Raw genomic sequence first — 21,579 nt, forward strand, 5'->3', positions numbered from 1 at the left:
CGTCATTCCGATATCCCCAACAAGTGCGGGGATATGAATCTAACTATGGAATAAATGTCATATCCAGTTTTTTGTTCCAATTGCGGCGCGAATACGTATTGCGTTGCGTCAAGGAACGCTCACTTTCGCGTTTGCAGTGCGGGATCGCCTGCGTGCCGTCGCGGGGCGCGGCGCCGGGCCGGCGTCGTGCCCCGCGGGCTGTCGAGGCTTACGCCGCGGCGGCCGGCTCCTGCGCCGCCGCGCGTCCGGCAAGCCGGGTGCGCAGGGCGGGGGGCAGCTGGCGGGCCGACTTCACGCGCGGCAGGTCGAGCTCGTCGATCGCCGGGGCCTCGCTGCCGTACAGCGCCTCATATTCCGCGTGATTGTCGAAGCGGCGGCGGGTGACGTTGTCGACGAAGGTCTCCGCCGGCATGCCCTCGGCGAGGATGAGGGCGTGGTCCGCCAGCTCGATGTGGAAATAGGTGAAGCGCGCCTCCGGCCGCTCGACGCGGCTGACCGTCGAGCCGTTGACGAGGGCGCCGGCCTGCACCAGCAGGCCGTCGATCAGCAGCGCGTGATCCGGCGACAGGAAGAGGTCGCGCGCCGGCAGGTTGTCGCCGAGCGCGCCGGCGGCGACGCGGATCGGGTAGGCGGTGAAGGGATCGGCGAACATGGCGATCACGCTCTGGCGGCCGATCCAGCGCACCGGCCGCGCCCGGCCGTCGGCGCCGAGCACGAGATCGCCGATGACGAGGTCCTCGACCACCCGGAACCCTTCGGGCGTCGCGATCCGCGTGCCGGCGAGGAAGCAGGCATAGCCGACGGTGCCGGTGGACGGATCGAGGATGAGATCGGCGGGGTTGAAGTTGCCGGACACGGTGACCGAGGAGAGCACGCCGCCCCAGCTGGCGATCGACTGGATGGTGACGCTGCCGTCGTCGTTCGTCACCGTGTTGAAGGAGGCGATGTCGTCATCGGCGAAATGCAGCTGGTCGCCGCTTCCGAAGCCCTGGATGTCCAGGCCGGAAACCTGCGCCGGCAGGTTCACGGTGCCATCGCCGCTGCCGCTGAAGACGATCGTCGACCCGTTGATGCCACCGCCGCCGCCGCCACCGATGCTGAAGGTCAGCGTGGACGAGCCCTCGACCTCGAAGGTGACGTCGGAGCCGCCGGTCCAGCCGGTGTTGTCGAAGGTCGCCCCGCCGGTGACCTTGATCAGCGAATGGCTGCCGGCATCGAGGTAGTCGGTGCTGACCGTTGCGCCATCGATGACCAGCGTCGAGCCGCTGCCGAGGAACACGCCTCCATAGGACGCATCGCTATCAACCGTCGTGGTCGCGCCGTTCCCAACATTCAAATCCGCCATCGGCCTGGCTCTCCTTGCTGTGAAATCCGACGGCGTGGGTGGCAATTTTGCGATTAAAACGCAATGAAATTAGTAAAAAATTAGAACTAATTATTATGAATCTCTCGGATTTTTGAACGAAAAAGGTATTATGATGGGTGTTATCCCCTCCGCTTGAGGGGGGCATCCGCTCGACGGGATGGAGCCGGCGCGACTCACATGGCCGCCCGGTGGGCGGGGGGGGCACGCCGACGCGGCGTTGCCGGCGTCAATTCCGCACAGCTTCCGGCCGCTTGTGTTTCGCCGGTCGGTGGCGTATTTCCTCGCTCGGGCTACCCCTCCCCAACGAGGGGCACCCATCTGGAAGGATGGTTCATCATGACGACTGCTGCGAAGCCGGCTGCGACGCCGGCCAATCCCAATTTCTCGTCCGGCCCCTGCGCCAAGCGCCCCGGCTGGAACCTTCAGGCCCTGTCCGACGCGCCGCTCGGCCGCTCGCACCGCGCCAAGGTCGGCAAGGCGAAGCTGAAGCTCGCCATCGACCTCACCCGCGAGATCCTCGACATTCCCGCCGATTACCGCATCGGCATCGTCCCGGCCTCCGACACCGGCGCGGTGGAGATGGCGCTATGGTCGCTGCTCGGCGCCCGCCCGGTCGACGTGCTGACCTGGGAAAGCTTCGGCGAGGGCTGGGCCACCGACATCGTCAAGCAGCTGAAGCTGAAGGACGCCCGCACCCTCAAGGCCGGCTACGGCGCGCTGCCGAACCTCGCCGAGGTGAATTTCGACCACGACGTGGTGTTCACCTGGAACGGCACCACCTCCGGCGTGCGGGTGCCGAACGCCGACTGGATCAAGGCCGACCGCACCGGGCTGACCATCTGCGACGCCACCTCGGCGGCCTTCGCGCAGGATCTCGACTGGAGCAAGCTCGATGTCGTGACCTTCTCCTGGCAGAAGGTGCTGGGCGGCGAGGGCGGCCACGGCATGCTGATCCTCTCCCCGCGCGCGGTGGAGCGGCTGGAGAGCTACGTGCCGGCCTGGCCGCTGCCGAAGATCTTCCGCATGACCAAGGGCGGCAAGCTGATCGAGGGCATCTTCGAGGGCGAGACCATCAACACCCCGTCCATGCTGTGCGTCGAGGACTATCTCGATGCGCTGAACTGGGCGAAGGCGCTCGGCGGCGGCAAGGGCCTGCGCGCCCGCTCCGACGCCAATTTCAAGGTGCTGGCCGACTGGGTGGCTGGGACGCCGTGGGTAGACTTCCTCGCCACGGACGCGGCGACCCGCTCCAACACCTCGGTGTGCCTGGTGGTCGCCGACCCGGAAGTGACGGCGCTCGCCCCCGACGCGCAGGCGGCCTTCGCCAAGGCGATCGCCGGCGCGCTGGAGAAGGCCAAGGTCGCCTACGACATCGGCGCCTATCGCGATGCCCCCGCGGGCCTGCGCATCTGGGCCGGCGCCACCGTCGAGGCCTCCGACCTCGCGGCGCTGACCCCCTGGCTCGACTGGGCCTATGAGGAAGCCAAGGCCGGCCTGAAGCAGGCGGCCTGACGCCCTTGCGCTGACCCTTCCCGCCCTTGGCGCGAGGGGACGGCGAGGGGCAGGCGGCCCGGCATTCGGCGGCGCATGTTCTCCCGGCATGGGCCGCCCTGCGCGCCGGACATTCGTGTCTTCGTGGCCGTATACCCGACGAACGCTCGTCGTCCCCTCCCGCCAATGGCGGGACGGGTTCTGCTCTCCCGCCCGACGGCGGGCCCGACACCCCCTTTGCGAACAGGATGAGGCCGATGGCTCCCCGCGTTCTGATTTCCGACGCCCTTTCCCCCGCCGCCGTGCAGATCTTCAAGGATCGCGGCATCGAGGTCGATTTCCAGCCGAACCTCGGCAAGGACAAGGACAAGCTCGCCGAGATCATCGGCGACTATGACGGCCTCGCCATCCGCTCGGCCACCAAGGTGACGCCGAAGATCCTCGAGAAGGCGGCCCGGCTGAAGGTGGTCGGCCGCGCCGGCATCGGCGTCGACAATGTCGACATCCCCGCCTCCACCGCCCGCGGCGTGATCGTGATGAACACACCGTTCGGCAATTCCATCACCACTGCCGAGCACGCCATCGCGATGATGTTCGCGCTGGCGCGCGAGATCCCGGCCGCCGACGCCTCCACCCAGGCCGGCAAATGGGAGAAGAACCGCTTCATGGGCGTCGAGCTGACCGCCAAGACGCTCGGCATCATCGGCTGCGGCAATATCGGCTCCATCGTCGCCGACCGCGCGCTGGGCCTGAAGATGAAGGTGGTGGCCTTCGATCCGTTCCTCTCGCCGGAGCGGGCGCTCGACCTCGGGGTGGAGAAGGTGGAGCTGGACGAGCTGCTGGCCCGCGCGGACGTGATCACCCTGCACACGCCGCTGACCGACAAGACCCGCAACGTGCTCTCCGCCGAGGCGCTGGCCAAGACCAAGAAGGGCGTGCGCATCGTCAACTGCGCCCGCGGCGGCCTCGTCGACGAGGCGGCACTGGCGGAGGCGCTGAAGAGCGGCCAGGTCGGCGGCGCCGCCTTCGACGTGTTCGTCACCGAGCCGGCCACCGAGAACCCGCTGTTCGGCCTGCCCAATGTGATCTGCACCCCGCATCTCGGCGCCTCCACCACCGAGGCGCAGGAGAATGTGGCGCTGCAGGTCGCCGAGCAGATGAGCGACTACCTGCTGCGCGGCGCCATCTCCAACGCGGTGAACTTCCCCTCGATCACCGCGGAAGAGGCTCCGAAGCTGAAGCCGTTCATCGAGCTCGCCGAGAAGCTGGGCTCCTTCGCCGGCCAGCTCACCGACACCGACATCAAGACCGTGCGCCTGACCTATGAGGGCGCGGTGGCGGAGCTGAAGATCAAGGCGCTGACCTCGGCGGCGGTGGCCGGCCTGTTGCGCCCGGCGCTCGCCGACGTCAACGTCGTCTCCGCCCCGAGCGTCGCCAAGGAGCGCGGCATCGTGGTGGAGGAGGTGACGCGCGAGGTGGCGGGCGATTTCGAGAGCCTGATCACCCTGACCGTGGTGACCGACAAGATGGAGCGTTCGGTCTCCGGCACCGTCTTCGCCGACGGGCGGCCACGCATCGTCGACATCAAGGGCATCAAGGTGGATGCGGAGTTCGCCCCCTCGATGATCTACGTGACCAATGAGGACAAGCCGGGCTTCGTCGGCCGCTTCGCCAGCCTGCTCGGCGAGGCGGGGGTGAACATCGCCACCTTCGCGCTCGGCCGCGACCGCCAGGGCGGCGACGCCATCGCCCTCGTCGAAATCGACGGGCGGGCGCCCGACGAGGTGCTCGCCAAGGTGCAGGCGCTGCCGCATGTGAAGCAGGCCAAGCCGCTGGCGTTCTGACGCCTTCCGCCTTCGGGCGCGCGGGGCCGGACGTTCCGGCTCCGCAAGGTCCGCCGGACCGGATCATCCGGGCGGGCGCCGCCGTCCCGCGCGGGCGGCGAGCCTCGCCTCAGAAGCGCCAGCCCATGAACAGGAAGGGGACGTTGCCCGGCGCGTCCCCGAAGGAGTTGGACGGCAGCGGCGGAATGTAGCTGGCAAACAGGTCCAGCCGCTTGAACAGCCGCAGGTTGAGAAGCGGCAAGATGTAGGGAATCGGCGCGCCGTCCCAGATGTCGTGGCGCATGGTGATGCCGGCCGCGTAGCCGAAGGACCAGGACAGGTTCTCGACGCTGGCGAAGGTCCAGGTGCGGCCATAGCCGAGCGCGACCTCGGGCCGGCGGTTGCTGTCCGCGAACACCATGCCGAACAGGATGTCGGACTTGACGGGCGCCACCGTCGAAGCCGGGTCTCCGTCATAGTGGTCGAAATAACGCGCATAGCCGCCACCCCAGGCCAGGTCGTTGAGATCCTTGCCGGAATCGTAGGTGGAAGAATCGTGCCAGGTGAAGCCGGTGATCAGGATCTCGTTGTGCCCCTGATGCACAAGGGCTTCGAAATCGGGAAACAGGGCGGTGACAAGATCTTCGGCCGAGGAACTCGAAATTCCTCCGAAGACAAGCAAGGCCGCGAGTCCTGGGCGAAGCCAGGCTTGTATATTTTGCGCCATGCACCTGCAGCCCCCCGGCCAGTGGGCTGACTATATTCAGGCGGATTCGTTTTGTCAGCAGGTATTACGCTGGGGAATGCCGGTTGCTGCCTGAGGCGAATGTAGCCGGGCAGCGAGGCGGGAGCCGCCTTTCTCCGTGCCAATGGCGGAGACGGCCGTTGCCAAGCGGACCGGCGCGGCCGGCCCGCTTCGTCGCCAGGCGAGAGGAGGGCTCAGCCCGCGAATGCCGCCCGGTACAGCTTCGACGCCGCCCGGGAGAGCTCGACGATGCGGCCCCAGTCGCCGGCGGCGATGGCGTCGTTCGGGCACACCCAGGAGCCGCCCACCGCCAGGATGTTGGGCTGCGACAGGTATTTGCCGACATTGTCCGGGCCGATGCCCCCGGTGGGGCAGAAGCGCAGGTCCGGCAGCGGCGCGGCGAGCGACTTGATGAGGTTCGAGCCGCCGACCGCCTCGGCGGGGAACAGCTTCAGCACCGAGAACCCCATGGCGGCGAGCGTCATCGCCTCCGAGGCGGTGGCGCAGCCGGGCAGCACCGGCACCGGCGCCTCGGCGAAGGCCTCCAGCAGGGCCGGGGTGACGCCGGGCGAGACCAGGAAGCGGGCGCCGGCGGCGATCGACTTCTCGACGAGATCCGGCCGGGTGACGGTGCCGGCCCCGACCACGGCGTCCGGCACTTCCGCGGCGATGGCCGCCATCGCCTCCAGCGCCGCCGGGGTGCGCAGCGTGACCTCGATCAGCGGCAGGCCGCCCTCGACCAGCGCGCGGGCGAGCTTCACCCCCGCCGTGACGCTGGGCACGGTGACGACGGGAACGACCGGCGCGCGGGCGAGCAGGAACGAGGGATCGGGAAGCGACATGGCGGAAATCCTTCAGCGACTATCCTGGGCCGGATCGACGGCCGGCGACAATATGACCGGACATGCCGGGAAACGTGGCGCCAATCAACCGCCCCCGGCGCCGAATGTCGAGAGCCGATCCGCGGTACGGCGCGGTTTCCCGTCGCCGGGCGCGCGGGAGGCGCGGCCCAGCGGCGGCACCGACCTTGCAAGCCGGCCATCGCGCTGCAAACCTGCCGCCTCCGCTTCCGACCGCGAGACCCCGCATGCCGCCGATCTTCAGCCATGACCAGCCCTATCCCCGCGACCTGATCGGCTATGGCCGCCATGTGCCGGACCCTCGCTGGCCGGGCGCGGCGCGGGTCTGCGTGCAGTTCGTGGTGAATTACGAGGAGGGCGGCGAGAACTGCATCCTGCACGGCGACGCGGCCTCCGAGGCGTTCCTGTCCGAGATCGTCGGCGCCCAGCCCTGGCCGGGCCAGCGGCACATGAACATGGAGTCGATCTACGAATATGGCGCCCGCGCCGGCTTCTGGCGCCTGTGGCGGCTGTTCACCCGCCGCAATTTGCCGGTGACGGTGTTCGGGGTCGCCACCGCGCTCGCCCGCAACCCGGAAGTGGTGGCGGCGATGAAGGAGGCGGACTGGGAGATCGCCAGCCACGGGCTGCGCTGGATCGACTATCGCGACCATTCCCACGCGGCGGAGAAGGCTGATTTCGATGCCGCCATCGCCCTGCACACGCAGGCGACCGGCGAGCGGCCGCTCGGCTGGTACACCGGGCGCACCTCCGTGCATACGCGGGCGATCACCATGGAGGAGGGCGGCTTCCTCTATGATTCCGATGCCTATGCCGACGACCTGCCCTATTGGGTGGAAGGGCCGAAGGGGCCGCATCTGACCATTCCCTACACGCTCGACGCCAACGACATGCGCTTCGCGGTGGCGGGCGGCTTCAATTCTGGCGACCAGTTCTTCGCCTATCTGCGCGACAGCTTCGACGCGCTCCATGCCGAGGGAGCCGAAGCGCCGAAGATGATGTCGGTGGGGCTGCATTGCCGCCTCGTGGGGCGGCCGGGCCGGATCGTGGCGCTGGAGCGCTTCCTCGACCACATCGCCCGCCACGACCGCGTATGGGTGGCGCGGCGGATCGACATCGCCCGCCACTGGCACGCCGAACACCCGGCGACATGAAGGAGACGACGATGATCCGTACCCTGCCTGCCGCGGCCGGCCTCGCCCTGCTTGCCGCCGGCCCGGCATTGGCCGACACGCTCGCCATCCCGTTGCCCAAAGGCGCGACGGTGCAGACCATTCAGGCCGCCTATCGCTGCGCCGATGGCAGCCGGCTCGCCGTGAGCTACTACAACGCCCCGCCGGTGGCGCTGGCGAGCCTGACGGTGGGCGGCGAATTCGTGGTGCTGGCCAATGTGCTCTCCGGCTCCGGCGCCCGCTATGCCGGCGGGCGCTTCATCTGGTGGAGCAAGGGCCGGGACGGCGACCTCTACGATCTCACCAAGGGCGAGAAGGCGCCGCCGCTGCACTGCCAGGGGGAGGCGGGCTGACGCCGGCGCACCGCCGCTCAATCGCGGGAGGTGAGATGGGCCGGGAGATGGCGCTGCACCACCAGGACCAGCAGCGCCGTCGACCAGCCGAACATCAATATGCCGTTCGCCGAGGCCAGCGGCCCGAGCAGGCGGGTCTCGACGATCCGCTGCGAGCCGCCATAGCCGAGCGTCGTGTAATTGACGAAGGCCGAGTAGTAGGCGTCCTCGGAAACGGGCGCGAGACCCAGCGTATCGAAGAGCAGGCCCCACAGCCCGACCTCCAGGACATGGGCGGCCAGCATCACCAGATAGGTGGTGACCAGCGCGACGGCGAGGCGCAGGTGGCCGCGGCCGCGCATGACGTGATGAAACGGATTCATCAGGGCGACGAGCAACTGGGTACCGGCGAGGTGGATCAGCATGGCGACGAGGCTGACCGCGAGACCGAGGAAAAGATCGCTTATCATGGATATGCCGCTTGGATGGAACGGTAGGCAGGGGAGCCGAGTCGGTGAGTGACGGCCTAGATATTCGTGCCATGCGGCGGCAAGAAATCCACCTCGCTCTCGAATGGGCGGCGGGCGAAGGATGGAATCCGGGCCTCGCCGACGCACCGGCCTTCGGCGCCATCGATCCGCAGGGCTTCCTCGTCGCCGAGAAGGACGGGATGCCGGCGGCGGTGATCTCGGTGGTGAACTATGACGAGGCCTTCGCCTTTCTCGGCTTCTACATCGTGCGGCCCGACCTGCGCGGGCAGGGTATCGGCTTCCGGCTGTGGCAGGCCGGCCTCGCCCATGCCGGGCCGCGGAGCGTCGGGCTGGACGGGGTGGTGGCGCAGCAGGCCAATTATGCGAAGCAGGGCTTCGCCTTCTCCCATCGCAACATCCGTTTCCGCAGGCAAGCCGGCGGGCCGGCGGCCGGCGCATCCGGCGGCGGTCTCGATCTGCGCGAGGTTCTCGACCTGCGCGAGGTTCCGTTCGAGGCGGTTCTTGCCGAGGATGCGCGGGTGTTCCCCGCGCCGCGCGGGGAGTTTCTGAGGGCGTGGCTGGACACGCCGGGCCATGCCGGGCGTGCGCTGCTGCGCGCCGGCCGGCTGGCCGGCTGGGGCGTGATCCGGCCGGCGCGCACGGGATTCAAGATCGGGCCGCTCAACGCCGAGGATCCAGCGGCGGCCGAGGCGGTGCTCGCCGCGCTGCTGGCGGCGGCGGAGGGCGGCGACGTGTTCCTCGACGTGCCCGAGCCCAATGCGGCGGCGGTGGCGCTGGCCCGGCGGCACGGCTTCACGCCGGTGTTCGAGACCGCGCGCATGTATCGCGGGCCGGTGCGGCCGGTGGCGCTGGAGCGGGTCTACGGGGTGACGAGCTTCGAGCTCGGCTGATCATTCCGGCGGGGGCGGTGCGCTCCGCCGTCCCCACAGGGTGGCGATGGCGATACCGGCCAGCACCAGCGCGTAGCCCACGGCGTGATAGAGCCGGAAGGCCTCGCCGAGAAAGGCGATGGCCAGCACCGAGCCGAACACCGGCATGAGGTGGAAGAACGGTGCCGCCCGGTTCGGCCCCACGAGATGCACGCCGCGGATGAAGCAGAGATAGGCCAGCACCGAGGGAAACAGGCCGACATAGACCACGACCGCCAGCGTCTTCAGATCGGCATGGAAGGGCACGCCCTCCATCCGCTCCCAGACGAAGAACGGCACCAGCATCAGGCTGCCCAGCAGGGTGGTGACGGTGAGGAAGCCGAGCGGGCTCATGCCCGGGCGTCGCGCCAGCAGCGCCGAATAGACGCCATAGACCACCATGGCGGCGAGCGCCCACAGGTCGCCGACATTGAAGTCGATATGCAGCGCCACCGCCGGATCGCCGCGGCTGATGATGACGAACACGCCGAGCAGCGACAGCAATATGCCGGCGAACTGGCCGAACGAGAGATGCTCGCGGTTGATGATCAGCGACCAGAAGGCGATCATCAGCGGGCCGGTGGACTGGATCAGCAGCGCATTGATCGCCGGCGTGTATTGCAGCCCCCAATACATCATGGTGTTGAAGGCGGCGATGCCGGTGAGCGACAGCACCAGCACCACGACAACATGGCCGCGCAGCAGCGGCCATTCGCGCCGGATATGCGGCCAGGCGAAGGGCATCAGGATCGCCGAGGCGATGACCCAGCGCAGGAAGGCGAGGCCGATCGGCGGCACATGGCCGGCGGCAAGGCGGCCCAGCACGATGTTGCCGGCCCAGAACAAGCTCGTCAGCGACAGGAGCAGATAGGGCGCGTCATAGAGCCGGCGGAACATGGCGGAACCGGAATGCCTGCGAAACGGGCATTCGATCTAGAGGCTTTTGCGATGTTTTGGAATTACCGGATCGATGAGAAGATGTTTTCGCTGTCATCGAGGCCGCTGATGGATGCGGGTGAATCCCCCGATTGGATCCCCCCGATCCCGCGGGGAGGAGGCCGGACGGGCCAGCCCCGGCCGTGCCCTGCGGTCGCGCTGGGCGCTTTTGTCGCGCGCTCAGCCGGCGAGGAAGGCGGCGCGGGTCGACCACGGATCGGCGACGGTGAAGCCGCCCGGCAGATCCTCGCTCGCCTCTCCCGCGGCGGCGAGGCGGGCGCGCAGGGCGGCGATCTCCGCCTCCGGCAGGATCACCTCGTAGCGTACCAGCCCGACCGAGCCTTCCGGCGCCGGGCCGCCGCGCCGGCTCTGCCACACATTGAGGCCGAGATGGTGGTGGTAGCCGCCGGCGCTGACGAACAGCGCGCCGGGATAGCTCTCGGTGGTGACGGCGAAGCCGAGCCGCCCGACATAGAAGCGGCGGGCGGCGTCGATCTCGCCGACCTGCAGATGCACATGGCCCATGACGGTGGCGGCCGGCATCGGCTGCTCGACCGGCACCAGCGCCGGGGCTTCGGCAAGCAGGCGGTGGAGATCGAGCGGCTCGGTCGCCATGGCGACGCTGCCCTCCCGCCAGCGCCATTCGCCGCGCGGGCGGTCGCGATAGACCTCGATGCCGTTGCCGTCCGGGTCGTCGAAATAGAGCGCCTCGCTGACGAGATGGTCGGAGGCGCCGATGGGAACGCGGTAGGCGGCCAGGCGGCGCAGCACCACGGCCAGCGCCGGGCGGTCCGGCACCAATATGGCGAGGTGGAACAGGCCGGTGGTGCCGCGCGGGCGCGGCGTCGCGCCGGGAGCGACCTCCAGCTCGACCAGCGCGCGGCCGCCGGCGCCGAGGCGAATCGCGCCGTCGGCCGCGGTGCCTAGCGGCGTGAGGCCGACCACGTCGCGGTAGAAGGCCGCCGAGCGGGCGCCGTCGCGCACCCTGAGGCGCACCGCGCCCATGCGCAGCACGGCGGGGAGGGCGGGAGCGGCGGTCCCGGCGGTGGGGGCGGCGGTCGGCGCGGCGGTCGGCGCGGTCATGGGCGGGCCTCGGGGAAAGCTGAGGGTGGGGCATCCGACGGGGAAGGCCTGCGTGCTTCGAGGCTCGCCTTGCTCGCACCTCGCCATGAGGGCGGTCTCTTGCGAGGCGATGCCTCTGCTCGAGCGACCATCCTCATGCCGGGTGCCCGGCGCCGCCGGGGCCCGAAGCACGCAGGACCTTCCCGCATGGGATCGGTCGCCTGGAAAGTCGCCCTGCGCGGGCGCGGTTGCAAGCCGCAGCTGCTTGCAGGACTGCAAGGTCGTGCTGTCATTTCCCGCCGGTCCCGCCGCCGGGGCGGCCTGCGAAAGCGCGGCGCAGGCGAGTTTGTACAGAGTCCAAAGTCGGACATGTCCTTGCCTCCACCCGACCGATCCCGTAAGAGGTGGGCACCCCGGCCGGATCGCTTCGCCGGGTTTCCTTTCGTGCGCGCCGGTGCTTCTTGCGCCTTCAGGCGCGCCGCAATCAGGAGCTCGGCTCGTGGCGAATGTGGTCGTCGTCGGATCCCAGTGGGGCGACGAGGGTAAAGGCAAGATCGTCGATTGGCTCAGCGAGCAGGCGGACGTCGTGGTCCGCTTCCAGGGCGGCCACAATGCCGGCCATACGCTGGTGGTCGGCAACAAGACCTACAAGCTCTCGCTGCTGCCCTCCGGCCTGGTGCGCGGGGCGCGCCTCTCGGTGATCGGCAACGGCGTGGTGCTGGACCCGCAGGCGCTGATCGACGAAATCGGCCGCATCCGCGACCAGGGCGTCGATGTGACGCCGGAGCGGTTGCGCATCGCCGAGAACGTCACCCTCATCCTGCCGCTGCACCGCGAGCTCGACGCCATCCGCGAGAACGCCGCCGCCGCCGGCACCAAGATCGGCACCACCAAGCGCGGCATCGGCCCGGCCTATGAGGACAAGGTCGGCCGGCGCGCCATCCGGCTGATGGACCTCGCCTTCCCCGATACGCTCGGCGGCAAGATCGAGCGGCTGCTCACCCATCACAATGCGCTGCGCCGCGGCCTCGGGCTGGAGGCGGTGGACGGCGAGGCGCTGAAGGCCGAGCTGCTGGCGCTGGCGCCAAAGGTGCTGCCCTATATGGACCGCACCTGGGCGCTGCTCGACGATGAGCGCCGGCACGGCTCCAAGATCCTGTTCGAGGGCGCGCAGGGCGCGCTGCTCGACGTCGACCACGGCACCTATCCCTTCGTCACCTCCTCCAACACGGTGGCGGCGCAGGCGGCGACCGGCTCCGGCCTCGGGCCGGGGGCGATCGGCTATGTGCTCGGTATCACCAAGGCCTACACCACCCGCGTCGGCGAGGGGCCGTTCCCGAGCGAGCTCGAGGACGAGATCGGCCGCCGCATCGGCGAGCGCGGCCATGAATTCGGCACCGTGACCGGCCGGCCGCGCCGCTGCGGCTGGTTCGACGCGGTGCTGGTGCGCCAGACCGTGCGCACCTCTGGCATCAACGGCATCGCGCTGACCAAGCTCGACGTGCTCGACGGCTTCGAGGAGCTGAAGGTGTGCACCCGCTACCGGCTCGACGGGCAGGAGATCGACTATCTCCCCGCCGGCCAGGATGCGCAGGCGCGCGTGGAGCCGATCTACGAGACCATCGAGGGCTGGCGGGAATCGACCGCCGGCGCCCGCTCCTGGGCCGAACTGCCGGCCGAGGCGGTGAAATATGTGCGTCGTATCGAAGAACTGATCGGGTGCCCGGTGGCGCTGCTGTCCACCAGCCCCGAGCGCGATGATACAATCCTCGTGCAGAATCCCTTCGAGGCCTGAGACCCCGTACAGGTGATCCCTTAGCGTATGGCTGATTATTACCCGCTTCTGGCCCGCGCCATCGAACAGCAGCCCAACAAGGGCCGCGAGGCGCGCGAGGTGATCTATGCCCGCGCGCGCAAGGCGCTGCTGGTGCAGCTGAACGGCGCCAATCCCCCCATGCCGGAGGAGGATATCGCCCGCCAGAAGGATTTCCTGGAAGCGGCGATCCGCCGGGTGGAAGCCGATCACGGCGGCCGCGAGGCCGAACCGGCGCCGGCCGCCGCCACGCCGGCGTCCGCCGCTCCGAAGCCCGAGGCGCCCAAGCCCGCCTCCGCCCCCGCCCCCGCCACATCGCGGCCGGCCGAGCCCGAAGCCGCTGCGCCGAAGCCCGCCGCGCCGTCTTTCATCCCGCAGTCCCAGGATGTCGGCAAGGATCGCCTGGCGACGGATCGCCCCGCAACCGGGCCGTCCGGTCCTGCGGCGGGCTCGCCTGTCGCCGCGGGCGAAGGCGAGGGGGAGGCGGACGAGCTGTGGGCCGGGATCGAGCGGCCGCCGGTGCTTGACGAGGATGAGGCCGACGCCCGCGCCGAGCTGCCGGACGAGGCGTCCCGCAAGGGGCGCACGCGCCTGATCATCGGTGCCGCGGCGGCGCTGGTGCTGCTGCTCGCCATCGGCGGCGGGCTGTACAGCCAGCGCGACCGGCTGGCCGGGCTGATGCAGGGCGGATCCTCGCCGAGCGCGCCGTCCCAGCAGGCCGCACAGGCGCCGGCCGGCGCTCCGGCGCCGGAAGCGGCGGCCAAATCCACCGACCGCGTGGCGCAGGCGCCCTCCACGGCACCGACGCAGCAGCCGGCCGCCCCGCCGCCGGCCGTCCAGAGCGCGCCGCGCGCGATGCTGCTGGAGGAGGCGACCGGCGCCGGCCAGGGCCTGCAGCAATTCGTCGGCAAGGTCGACTGGAGCACCGAGACCTTCCAGCCGGGCACCGGCCAGCCGCAGGATGTCGGCATCAAGGCGGTGATCGACATACCGGACCGGAACTTCAAGGCGACGATGACCATCCGTCGCAACCCGGATCCCAATATCCCGGCCTCGCATATCGTCGAGGTGCAGTTCCAGCTGCCGTCCGATTTCGACTACGGCAATGTGGCGAGCGTGCCGGGCATGCAGGCCATGGCCTCCGAAGGCGCACAGGGAGCCCCGCTGCGCGGCCTCGCCGTGCGTGTGGCGCCGGGCTATTTCCTCATCGGCCTGCTCTCCGGCGAGCGCGAGCAGCAGTATAATCTGAGCATGATGTTCAGCCGCGGATTCCTGAACGTGCCGGTGGTGTTCGAGAACGGGCGGCGTGCCATTCTGGTGGTGGAGAAGGGGGCGAGCGGCGAGGAAGCCTTCCGCACCGCCTTCAGCGCCTGGGGGCTGCTGCGCCCCTCGCAGCAGCCGCAGCCGCAGCAGCCGAACGGCAACTGACACGGCGCGACGGGTCTGCCGGGCTCGTCGCTCACTTTCTTTTTTCGCGACTTTTCAACCTTCCGCAGCGTCCTTGCGGGCGGAAGCGGCCAGCCATGCGCCGGTCGCATGGGCAGGATGTGGCATCTGGTATACCAGATACAAAATGCCGGACTTAACTTGTGCTCCGACACTGTTTCACGGAGGCACACATGTTCGACGCGGTTCTCCCGGTCCTGCCGGTTCTGGTCATCGCCCACGCCTGGATGACGATGCTGGTCGCCCGCACGCTTTCGGCCGAGGCCGAGCTGGCCACGCTGCCGCCGGAAGCCTACCCGATCTGACGCCCTGCCGGCCGGCGCGGATCTTTCAATTGCCGGCCTGCAGAGGCCAGATCTCGACGACGCCGTGCGCGACGGCGCAGGGCGTGAGCGATACCAGGCGGATGGCCTGCGCCATGTCGTCGGCTTCGATCACCGCAAAGCCGGCGACCGGCAGCGGCGACGACATGAAGGCGCCGTCCGTGGCTTCCAGTCGCGTCGCCTCCGGGTTGCGCAACTGCACGGGGGCGCCGGCTATGCCCATCAGCGCGCCGTCGCGGCGCAGCTTTTCGTCATGAGCATGTGCGACGTCGCGCAGGGCCGGCGCGATACGCTCGTAACCCGCGCGGTCGCCATATCCGATCGTCACGAATAGCGGCATGGCCTGTTCCTCCTGTCGCCCCCGGCGCGCTCCCACGAGGACGTCGCGGGCCATAAGGGAGAATGGCCGAGACCCCGCGAGGGTTCCGCATCGGGCAATCGACCTCACACCGTATGGCCGCCTCATGGCGCCGCTCGCCGATGTCGACCGGGCCGCACATGATCACCCGCATGAAAAAGCCCCGCTCCGGGAGACCGGAGCGGGGCTTCGACGTTTCAGGCCGTCGGCCGGATCGGCCGATCAGGCGGCGGCGCGCTTGTTCAGCACGTCGACCAGCGTCTTGCCGAGGCGCGCGGGGGAGGGGGAGACCACGATGCCGGCCTCTTCCATCGCCGCGATCTTGTCCTCGGCGCCGCCCTTGCCGCCGGAGATGATGGCGCCGGCATGGCCCATGCGGCGGCCGGGAGGGGCGGTGCGGCCGGCGATGAAGCCGACCATCGGCTTCTTGCGGCCGCGCTTGGCCTCGTCCTTGAGGAACTGCGCGGCTTCCTCTTCCGCCGAGCCGCCGATCTCGCCGATCATCACGATCGACTCGGTGGCGTCGTCGGCAAGGAACAGTTCGAGCACGTCGATGAACTCGGTGCCCTTCACCGGGTCGCCGCCGATGCCGACCGCGGTGGTCTGGCCGAGGCCTTCCTGCGAGGTCTGGAACACCGCCTCATAGGTCAGCGTGCCCGACCGCGAGACGATGCCGACATTGCCCTTCTTGAAGATGTTGGCCGGCATGATGCCGATCTTCGATTCGCCGGCGGTGACGATGCCCGGGCAGTTCGGGCCGACGAGGCGCGACTTGGAGCCGTCGAGCGCGCGGCGCACCTTCACCATGTCGAGCACCGGAATGCCTTCGGTGATGCAGACGATGAGCGGGATCTCCGCCGCGATCGCCTCGCAGATGGCGTCGGCCGCGCCCGGCGGCGGCACGTAGATCACCGAGGCGTCGGCGCCGGTCTTCTCCCTGGCCTCGGCGACGGTGTCGAACACCGGCAGGCCGAGATGGGTGGAGCCGCCCTTGCCCGGGGAGGTGCCGCCGACCACCTTCGAGCCATAGGCCAGCGCCTGCTCGGAGTGGAAGGTGCCGTTCTTGCCCGTGAAGCCCTGGGTGATGATCTTGGTGTTGCTATTGATGAGTACCGACATCACGCAGCCTCCTTCACCGCCTTGACGATCTTCTGGGCGGCGTCGTCGAGATCGTCCGCCGGGATGACGTTCAGCCCGCTCTCGCGGATGATCGCCTTGCCTTCCTCGACATTGGTGCCTTCGAGGCGCACCACCAGGGGCACTTCGAGGCCGACCGTCTTCACCGCCGCGAGCACGCCGCGGGCGATGACGTCGCACTTCATGATGCCGCCGAAGATGTTGACCAGGATGCCCTTCACCTGCGGATCGGCGGTGATGATCTTGAACGCCGCCGTCACCTTTTCCTCGGTGGCGCCGCCGCCGACGTCCAGGAAGTTGGCGGGGGATTCCCCGTAGAGCTTGATGATGTCCAGCGTCGCCATGGCGAGGCCGGCGCCGTTCACCATGCAGCCGATGGTGCCGTCGAGGGCGATATAGGCGAGGTCGTACTTCGACGCCTCGATCTCCTTGGCGTCCTCCTCGGTCTCGTCGCGCAGGGCGAGCACGTCCGGGTGACGGTAGAGCGAGTTGGAATCGAAGGAGATCTTGGCGTCGAGGCACTTCAGCTCGCCGCCCTTGGTGACCACCAGCGGGTTGATCTCCAGCATCGCCATGTCCTTGGCGACGAAGGCCTTGTAAAGTTTGTCAACCAGGCTGCCCGCCTGCTTGGCGAGGTCGCCGGTGAGGCCGAGCGCCTGGGCGACGGTGCGGCCGTGATGCGGCATGACGCCGGTCGCCGGGTCGATCGAGAAGGTGTGGATCTTCTCGGGGGTCGAGTGGGCGACTTCCTCGATGTCCATGCCGCCTTCGGTGGAGACCACGAAGGCGATGCGCGAGGTGGCGCGGTCGACAAGGGCGGAGAGGTAGAACTCCTTGTCGATGTCGGAGCCTTCCTCGATATAGACGCGGTTGACCTGCTTGCCGGCCGGGCCGGTCTGGATGGTCACCAGCGTCTTGCCGAGGATCTGCTTGGCATTGGCGGCCGCATCGGCGGCGGACTTGACGACGCGCACGCCGCCCTTCTCGCCCGCCTCGGCTTCCTTGAACTTGCCCTTGCCGCGGCCGCCGGCGTGGATCTGGCTCTTCACGACCCACACCGGGCCGGCGATCTTCGCCGCCGCGGCATCGGCCTCGCCGGCGGTCAGGACCGCAACGCCGCTCGGCACCGGGACTCCGAATTCGCGGAGCACTCCCTTGGCCTGATATTCATGGATGTTCATAAATCCCGCTCCTCCACAACCGGACGGCCGGGAGCGCCGACAAGCGCTCCCGTCGATTGGCGTATCCGTTTTCCCTATTACGCGCTGCGGCGCAAGGACGCTACTGCACGAAAGTGTTGCTGAGGGTGCCGATGCCCTCAATCGTGATCTCCACCGTGTTGGTGGGATTCTTCATGGTGCCGACACCGAGCGAGGTGCCGCAGCAGATGACGTCGCCGGGGTTGAGCGTCATGTCGTGCGAGATGCGGCTCACCAGCTGGCGCGCGGAGAACACCATGTCGCTGATCGGGTAGCGCTGGCGCTCGTCGCCATTGAGGACGGTGCGCACCACCAGCGTCGCGGGATCGACATCGGTGGCGACGACCGGGCCGAACGGGCCGAAGCCGTCGAAGCTCTTGGCCCGCACCCACTGGGCGAAGGTGGCGTCCTTGTTGATGATGTCGGCGGCGGTGATGTCGTTGACGCAGGTATAGCCGAAGATGTGCGCCCCGGCCTCTTCCTCGGAGACATTGGTCGCGGTCTTGCCGATGACGATGCCGAGCTCGCCCTCATAGACCACCTTGCCGTCATAGCTCGCCGGGCGGCGCACTTCCGCGCCGGGCTCGGTGAGGCAGGAGCCGGCCTTCAGCAGGTAGAGCGGATCGGCGGGGACGGGGGAGTTCAGCTTCGCCGCCAGGGCGTGGAAATTGTTCCACAAGGCGATGATCTTGGTGGGAACCGTCGGGGTGAGCAGCTTCACCGAGGCGAGAGCGAGGCTCTCGCCCGTCGGCTGCGCGCCGTCGAACATGTTGCCGGTGTGGACGGCGATGCTTTCGCCCTCGAGCGTGCCGAAACCGGCGACGCCCGAGCGCTCGAAACGAACCCAATGTGCCATTTACGCGGGACTCAGTTGTAGCAGCCGGCGATCTGGGCGCGCTGACGCACCAGAGCCAGCACGATGTCGATGGTCGGGGTCGGGATGCCGGCGAGGCGTCCCATCTCCTGCACCACGGTGACGAGCGGATCGATCTCCATGGCGCGCGAGCGCTCGAGATCCTGCAGCATCGAGGTCTTGTGGGCACCGACCGCGCCGGCGCCGTCGATGCGGCGCTCGACACCGACGCGGAAGTTCACGCCGGACTGCACGGCGATCTCCTGCGCCTCCAGCATCATCGCCTTGGCGACGGCGCGGGTGCCCGGATCACCGGCGATGGTGTCGAGGGTGGCGTGGGTGAGCGCGCTGATCGGGTTGAAGCAGAGATTGCCCCACAGCTTCAGCCACAGCTCGTCGCGGATGTTCGGCATCACCGGGGCCCGCAGGCCGCCGGCCGCGAAGGCTTCCGACAGCTTGGTCACGCGCTCGGAGATCTCGCCCGAGGGCTCGCCGAGCGGGAACTTGTCGCCATAGACGTGCTGGATGACGCCCGGCGCCACCACTTCGGTCGCCGGATAGACGATGCAGCCGATGGCGCGCTCGGGACGCAGGCCCTTCCACTGCTTGCCGCCGGGATCGACGCTTTCCAGCGTGGTGCCCTCGAGCTGGTCGCCGTGCTTGTAATAGTACCAGTAGGGCACGCCGTTGACCGCGGTGACCACGGCGGTGTCGTTGCCCAGCAGCGGCTGCATGGCATCGACCACGCCCGGGACCGAATGACCCTTCAGCGCGACGATGACGTAATCCTGCACGCCGAGATCGGCCGGATTGTCCGAGCAGGGAATGTGCTCGACCCGCTCCTCGCCATCGATGAGCAGCTTGAGGCCGTTGGCCTTCATGGCTTCGAGATGCGGACCACGCGCGACCAGGCTGACATCGACGCCCGCGCGCTTGAGCTGCACGCCGACATAACCACCGATGGCGCCGGCACCATAAATGCAGACCTTCATTGGGCTCCCTCCATTGTCCGCTTCGACCCCCGTACGTCGCGGACGTCATTATCTGGTATTTTGTATGCCATGATTGGGCACACTACGACTTTCGTCAAGGCTCATTTTGCCCCCGCGCGAAAACGTCGCGCCTGCCGTTACGTCGGTTGTCGCCGAGGCAGGGGCAGTTTCCCGGCATTGATTCAAGTTAAGCGCGACGGTGGTGTATTGTCTACCGTGTAAAGCGTTGTAAATCGCAGAACAATTGTCTCTGTCTGCCATCAAAAGACTGCCCCGGCAGCGGAGTTCCACTACCGGGGCAGCAATGCTTACTCATTTGACGGCGCATGTCCGATCGGGAAAACGGACCGGCCGATGCGAAAAGACGATCACGCGTCGGGGGCGACGGTGTGGTTGGCGAGCAGCTCGAGCGCCTTCACCAGCGCCGAGTGATCGAGCGCCGCGCCGCCATGCGCCGCCACCGAGGAGAACAGCTGCTGCGCCAGCGCCGTCGACGGCAGCGACATCTGCATCTGCCGCGCGCCGTTCAGCGCCAGGTTCAGGTCCTTCTGGTGCAGCTCGATGCGGAAGCCGGGATTGAAGGTCCGCTTCACCATGCGCTCGCCATGCACCTCGAGGATGCGCGAATTGGCGAAGCCGCCCATCAGCGCCTGGCGCACCTTGGCCGGATCCGCGCCGGCCTTCGAGGCGAACAACAGCGCCTCGCCGACCGCGAGGATGTTGAGCGCCACGATGATCTGGTTCGCCACCTTGGTGGTCTGGCCGTCGCCATTGCCGCCGACCAACGTGATGTTCTTGCCCATCTTCTCGAACAGCGGCTTCACCGTCTCGAAGGCCGTCTCCGGGCCGCCGACCATGATGGTGAGCGAGGCGGCCTTGGCGCCGACCTCGCCGCCCGACACCGGGGCGTCGAGATAGTCGCAGCCGAGAGCGTTGATCTTCTTGGCGTATTCCTTGGTCTCCACCGGGGCGATGGAGGACATGTCGACGACGATCTTGCCCGGGGTCAGGCCGGCGGCGATACCGCCCTCGCCGAACAGCGCCGCGCCGACATGCGGGGTATCGGGCACCATGGTGATGACGATGTCGGCCTGCCTGGCCACCTCGGTGGCGTTGGCGCAGGCGACGCCGCCCTTGCCGGTCAGCTCCGCCGGCACCGGCTTGATGTCGTAGAGATACAGCGTGTGGCCGGCATCGATCAGGTGCCCCGCCATCGGCGCGCCCATGATACCCAGACCGACAAATCCTACCTTAGCCATTGTTCTTTTCCTCGCGTCCTAGACTTCGAATGAGGGATGATCAGGCGGCGCCGCTGAGAGCGGAGATCCAGCCCAGCCCGGCGGCGGTGTCGCCCTTCGGCTTGTATTCGCAGCCGACCCAGCCGGTGTAGCCGATGGCGTCGAGATGCTTGAACAGGAAGCCGTAATTGATCTCGCCGGTGCCGGGCTCGTTGCGGCCGGGATTGTCGGCGAGCTGGATATGCGCGATCTGCGGCAGATTGGCCTCGATGGTGCGGGCGAGATCGCCCTCCATGATCTGCATGTGATAGATGTCGTACTGGATGAAGAGGTTGTCGGAGCTGACTTCCTCGATGATCGCCTTGGCCTGCTTGGTGTAGTTCAGGAAGAAGCCGGGAATGTCGCGGGTGTTGATCGGCTCGATCAGCAGCTTGAGCCCGGCGTCCTTGATGCGCGGCGCGGCATATTTCAGGTTGTTCACGAAGGTGTTGTGCAGGATCTCGCGATCGGCCCCGGCGGGCACGATGCCGGCGAGGATGTTCACCTGCGGGCAGCCCAGCGCGGTGGCGTAGGCGATCGCCTTGTCGACGCCGTCGCGGAACTCGTCGACGCGCTCCGGCAGGATGGCGATGCCGCGCTCGCCGGCGCCCCAATTGCCGGCCGGCAGATTGTGCAGCACCTGGCTGAGATTGTTGGCCTTCAGCTTCGCGACCAGTTCCTCCACCGGGAAATCATAGGGGAACAGGTATTCGACGCCGGTGAAGCCGGCCGCGGCGGCCTTCTCGAAGCGATCGAGAAAGGGCACCTCGTTGAAGAGCATGGTGAGATTGGCGGCAAAACGGGGCATGGACCGCTCCTAGGCAGGGACAGGATTTTTTGGGCTCTTGTCGATCGGTGGATCGTCCGGTCGATAAGAAAGCGTTTTCGTTTCAGATATTTGACGCGCCTCATCGAAGAGACGCCGCCGGGGCGGGTGGAGGCGCGACGGCCTCCACCGGAGCTTCACGGGACGACATACGCCCCAAGGCGAAGGC

General features: G+C 68.2%; 20 protein-coding genes and 1 pseudogene. 8 read left to right on the forward strand and 13 right to left on the reverse strand.

Annotated features, from left to right (window positions below):
• Positions 1–208 precede the first annotated feature (208 nt).
• Positions 209–1,345: a Hint domain-containing protein gene (locus KHC19_RS19430; protein WP_213354550.1), complete on the reverse strand. Its 1,137-nt coding sequence runs from the start codon at positions 1,343–1,345 to the stop codon at positions 209–211.
• 357 nt (positions 1,346–1,702) lie between these two features.
• On the opposite strand from KHC19_RS19430, the gene KHC19_RS19435 reads away from it, so the two are divergent.
• Positions 1,703–2,878: a phosphoserine transaminase gene (locus KHC19_RS19435; protein WP_213354552.1), complete on the forward strand. Its 1,176-nt coding sequence runs from the start codon at positions 1,703–1,705 to the stop codon at positions 2,876–2,878.
• A 236-nt stretch (positions 2,879–3,114) separates the two neighbouring features.
• Positions 3,115–4,701 (forward strand): phosphoglycerate dehydrogenase, encoded by a 1,587-nt coding sequence (gene serA, locus KHC19_RS19440; protein WP_213354554.1) that lies wholly within the window; start codon positions 3,115–3,117, stop codon positions 4,699–4,701.
• A gap of 109 nt (positions 4,702–4,810) precedes the next feature.
• Here the strand turns inward: serA and KHC19_RS19445 are convergent, their stop codons facing one another.
• Both KHC19_RS19445 and eda read right to left on the reverse strand, forming a co-directional pair.
• On the reverse strand, positions 4,811–5,362 hold the full coding sequence (locus KHC19_RS19445) for a hypothetical protein (protein ID WP_213354556.1): 552 nt from the start codon (positions 5,360–5,362) through the stop codon (positions 4,811–4,813).
• 257 nt (positions 5,363–5,619) lie between these two features.
• Positions 5,620–6,267: a bifunctional 4-hydroxy-2-oxoglutarate aldolase/2-dehydro-3-deoxy-phosphogluconate aldolase gene (gene eda, locus KHC19_RS19450; RefSeq protein WP_213354557.1), complete on the reverse strand. Its 648-nt coding sequence runs from the start codon at positions 6,265–6,267 to the stop codon at positions 5,620–5,622.
• Positions 6,268–6,512: 245 nt separating this feature from the next.
• Between eda and puuE the strand changes: the two are divergent.
• Both puuE and KHC19_RS19460 read left to right on the forward strand, forming a co-directional pair.
• Positions 6,513–7,433: pseudogene (gene puuE / locus KHC19_RS19455) on the forward strand (allantoinase PuuE); the annotation flags it as partial.
• A gap of 17 nt (positions 7,434–7,450) precedes the next feature.
• On the forward strand, positions 7,451–7,810 hold the full coding sequence (locus KHC19_RS19460; RefSeq protein ID WP_213354561.1) for an MliC family protein: 360 nt from the start codon (positions 7,451–7,453) through the stop codon (positions 7,808–7,810).
• 17 nt (positions 7,811–7,827) lie between these two features.
• Here KHC19_RS19460 and KHC19_RS19465 read toward each other — a convergent pair whose 3' ends face one another.
• Positions 7,828–8,259 (reverse strand): two pore domain potassium channel family protein, encoded by a 432-nt coding sequence (locus tag KHC19_RS19465; protein WP_213354563.1) that lies wholly within the window; start codon positions 8,257–8,259, stop codon positions 7,828–7,830.
• A gap of 71 nt (positions 8,260–8,330) precedes the next feature.
• Between KHC19_RS19465 and KHC19_RS19470 the strand changes: the two genes are divergently transcribed.
• Positions 8,331–9,170 (forward strand): GNAT family N-acetyltransferase, encoded by an 840-nt coding sequence (locus tag KHC19_RS19470; RefSeq protein WP_213354565.1) that lies wholly within the window; start codon positions 8,331–8,333, stop codon positions 9,168–9,170.
• Here the strand turns inward: KHC19_RS19470 and KHC19_RS19475 are convergent, their stop codons facing one another.
• Both KHC19_RS19475 and KHC19_RS19480 read right to left on the reverse strand, forming a co-directional pair.
• On the reverse strand, positions 9,171–10,085 hold the full coding sequence (locus KHC19_RS19475) for a DMT family transporter (RefSeq protein WP_213354567.1): 915 nt from the start codon (positions 10,083–10,085) through the stop codon (positions 9,171–9,173). It abuts the gene before it with no gap.
• 219 nt (positions 10,086–10,304) lie between these two features.
• Positions 10,305–11,207 (reverse strand): VOC family protein, encoded by a 903-nt coding sequence (locus tag KHC19_RS19480; protein WP_213354568.1) that lies wholly within the window; start codon positions 11,205–11,207, stop codon positions 10,305–10,307.
• A 478-nt stretch (positions 11,208–11,685) separates the two neighbouring features.
• Here KHC19_RS19480 and KHC19_RS19485 point away from each other — a divergent pair, with 478 nt between their 5' ends.
• The 3 genes from KHC19_RS19485 (at position 11,686) to KHC19_RS26245 (ending at position 14,750) form a co-directional block, all read left to right on the forward strand.
• Positions 11,686–12,981 carry an adenylosuccinate synthase gene (locus tag KHC19_RS19485; RefSeq protein WP_213354574.1) on the forward strand — a complete coding sequence of 432 codons (1,296 nt, stop codon included), beginning with the start codon at positions 11,686–11,688 and terminating at the stop codon, positions 12,979–12,981.
• Positions 12,982–13,008: 27 nt separating this feature from the next.
• Positions 13,009–14,427, forward strand: coding sequence for a hypothetical protein (locus tag KHC19_RS19490; RefSeq protein ID WP_213354577.1), 1,419 nt, complete (start codon positions 13,009–13,011; stop codon positions 14,425–14,427).
• A 191-nt stretch (positions 14,428–14,618) separates the two neighbouring features.
• A complete protein-coding gene (locus KHC19_RS26245) occupies positions 14,619–14,750 on the forward strand; it encodes a hypothetical protein (RefSeq protein WP_281418579.1) in 132 nt (43 codons plus the stop codon).
• Between the two features lie 25 nt (positions 14,751–14,775).
• Here KHC19_RS26245 and KHC19_RS19495 read toward each other — a convergent pair whose 3' ends face one another.
• From KHC19_RS19495 to otnI, 7 genes are all read right to left on the reverse strand, one after another.
• The gene (locus KHC19_RS19495) at positions 14,776–15,162 is read right to left on the reverse strand and encodes a YciI family protein (RefSeq protein WP_246549184.1); all 387 of its coding nucleotides are present in this window, start codon (positions 15,160–15,162) and stop codon (positions 14,776–14,778) included.
• A 186-nt stretch (positions 15,163–15,348) separates the two neighbouring features.
• Positions 15,349–16,245 (reverse strand): succinate--CoA ligase subunit alpha, encoded by an 897-nt coding sequence (gene sucD, locus KHC19_RS19500; protein ID WP_213354580.1) that lies wholly within the window; start codon positions 16,243–16,245, stop codon positions 15,349–15,351.
• Positions 16,245–17,444, reverse strand: coding sequence for an ADP-forming succinate--CoA ligase subunit beta (gene sucC / locus KHC19_RS19505; protein WP_213354582.1), 1,200 nt, complete (start codon positions 17,442–17,444; stop codon positions 16,245–16,247). Before sucC ends, sucD begins: the two co-directional genes overlap by 1 nt.
• 100 nt (positions 17,445–17,544) lie before the next feature.
• Positions 17,545–18,318 (reverse strand): fumarylacetoacetate hydrolase family protein, encoded by a 774-nt coding sequence (locus KHC19_RS19510; protein WP_213354584.1) that lies wholly within the window; start codon positions 18,316–18,318, stop codon positions 17,545–17,547.
• Positions 18,319–18,329: 11 nt separating this feature from the next.
• A complete protein-coding gene (locus KHC19_RS19515) occupies positions 18,330–19,307 on the reverse strand; it encodes a 2-dehydropantoate 2-reductase (protein ID WP_213354586.1) in 978 nt (325 codons plus the stop codon).
• Between the two features lie 368 nt (positions 19,308–19,675).
• The gene (locus tag KHC19_RS19520; RefSeq protein WP_213354587.1) at positions 19,676–20,566 is read right to left on the reverse strand and encodes a 2-hydroxy-3-oxopropionate reductase; all 891 of its coding nucleotides are present in this window, start codon (positions 20,564–20,566) and stop codon (positions 19,676–19,678) included.
• Between the two features lie 40 nt (positions 20,567–20,606).
• Entirely contained in the window at positions 20,607–21,392 is a 786-nt protein-coding gene (gene otnI, locus KHC19_RS19525; RefSeq protein ID WP_213354589.1) for a 2-oxo-tetronate isomerase, read from the reverse strand.
• Positions 21,393–21,579 lie beyond the last annotated feature (187 nt).

The organism is Ancylobacter oerskovii, from assembly GCF_018390555.1.
GTDB classification, from domain to species: domain Bacteria; phylum Pseudomonadota; class Alphaproteobacteria; order Rhizobiales; family Xanthobacteraceae; genus Ancylobacter; species Ancylobacter oerskovii.

Coding starts and splice junctions, on each gene's coding strand:
- KHC19_RS19430 (WP_213354550.1), bottom strand. CDS start 1,345: ATGGCGGATTTGAATGTTGGGAACGGCGCGACCACGACGGTTGATAGC.
- KHC19_RS19435 (WP_213354552.1), top strand. CDS start 1,703: ATGACGACTGCTGCGAAGCCGGCTGCGACGCCGGCCAATCCCAATTTC.
- serA (WP_213354554.1), top strand. CDS start 3,115: ATGGCTCCCCGCGTTCTGATTTCCGACGCCCTTTCCCCCGCCGCCGTG.
- eda (WP_213354557.1), bottom strand. CDS start 6,267: ATGTCGCTTCCCGATCCCTCGTTCCTGCTCGCCCGCGCGCCGGTCGTT.
- KHC19_RS19460 (WP_213354561.1), top strand. CDS start 7,451: ATGATCCGTACCCTGCCTGCCGCGGCCGGCCTCGCCCTGCTTGCCGCC.
- KHC19_RS19465 (WP_213354563.1), bottom strand. CDS start 8,259: ATGATAAGCGATCTTTTCCTCGGTCTCGCGGTCAGCCTCGTCGCCATG.
- KHC19_RS19470 (WP_213354565.1), top strand. CDS start 8,331: ATGCGGCGGCAAGAAATCCACCTCGCTCTCGAATGGGCGGCGGGCGAA.
- KHC19_RS19475 (WP_213354567.1), bottom strand. CDS start 10,085: ATGTTCCGCCGGCTCTATGACGCGCCCTATCTGCTCCTGTCGCTGACG.
- KHC19_RS19480 (WP_213354568.1), bottom strand. CDS start 11,207: ATGACCGCGCCGACCGCCGCGCCGACCGCCGCCCCCACCGCCGGGACC.
- KHC19_RS19490 (WP_213354577.1), top strand. CDS start 13,009: ATGGCTGATTATTACCCGCTTCTGGCCCGCGCCATCGAACAGCAGCCC.
- KHC19_RS26245 (WP_281418579.1), top strand. CDS start 14,619: ATGTTCGACGCGGTTCTCCCGGTCCTGCCGGTTCTGGTCATCGCCCAC.
- KHC19_RS19495 (WP_246549184.1), bottom strand. CDS start 15,162: ATGGCCCGCGACGTCCTCGTGGGAGCGCGCCGGGGGCGACAGGAGGAA.
- sucD (WP_213354580.1), bottom strand. CDS start 16,245: ATGTCGGTACTCATCAATAGCAACACCAAGATCATCACCCAGGGCTTC.
- sucC (WP_213354582.1), bottom strand. CDS start 17,444: ATGAACATCCATGAATATCAGGCCAAGGGAGTGCTCCGCGAATTCGGA.
- KHC19_RS19510 (WP_213354584.1), bottom strand. CDS start 18,318: ATGGCACATTGGGTTCGTTTCGAGCGCTCGGGCGTCGCCGGTTTCGGC.
- KHC19_RS19515 (WP_213354586.1), bottom strand. CDS start 19,307: ATGAAGGTCTGCATTTATGGTGCCGGCGCCATCGGTGGTTATGTCGGC.
- KHC19_RS19520 (WP_213354587.1), bottom strand. CDS start 20,566: ATGGCTAAGGTAGGATTTGTCGGTCTGGGTATCATGGGCGCGCCGATG.
- otnI (WP_213354589.1), bottom strand. CDS start 21,392: ATGCCCCGTTTTGCCGCCAATCTCACCATGCTCTTCAACGAGGTGCCC.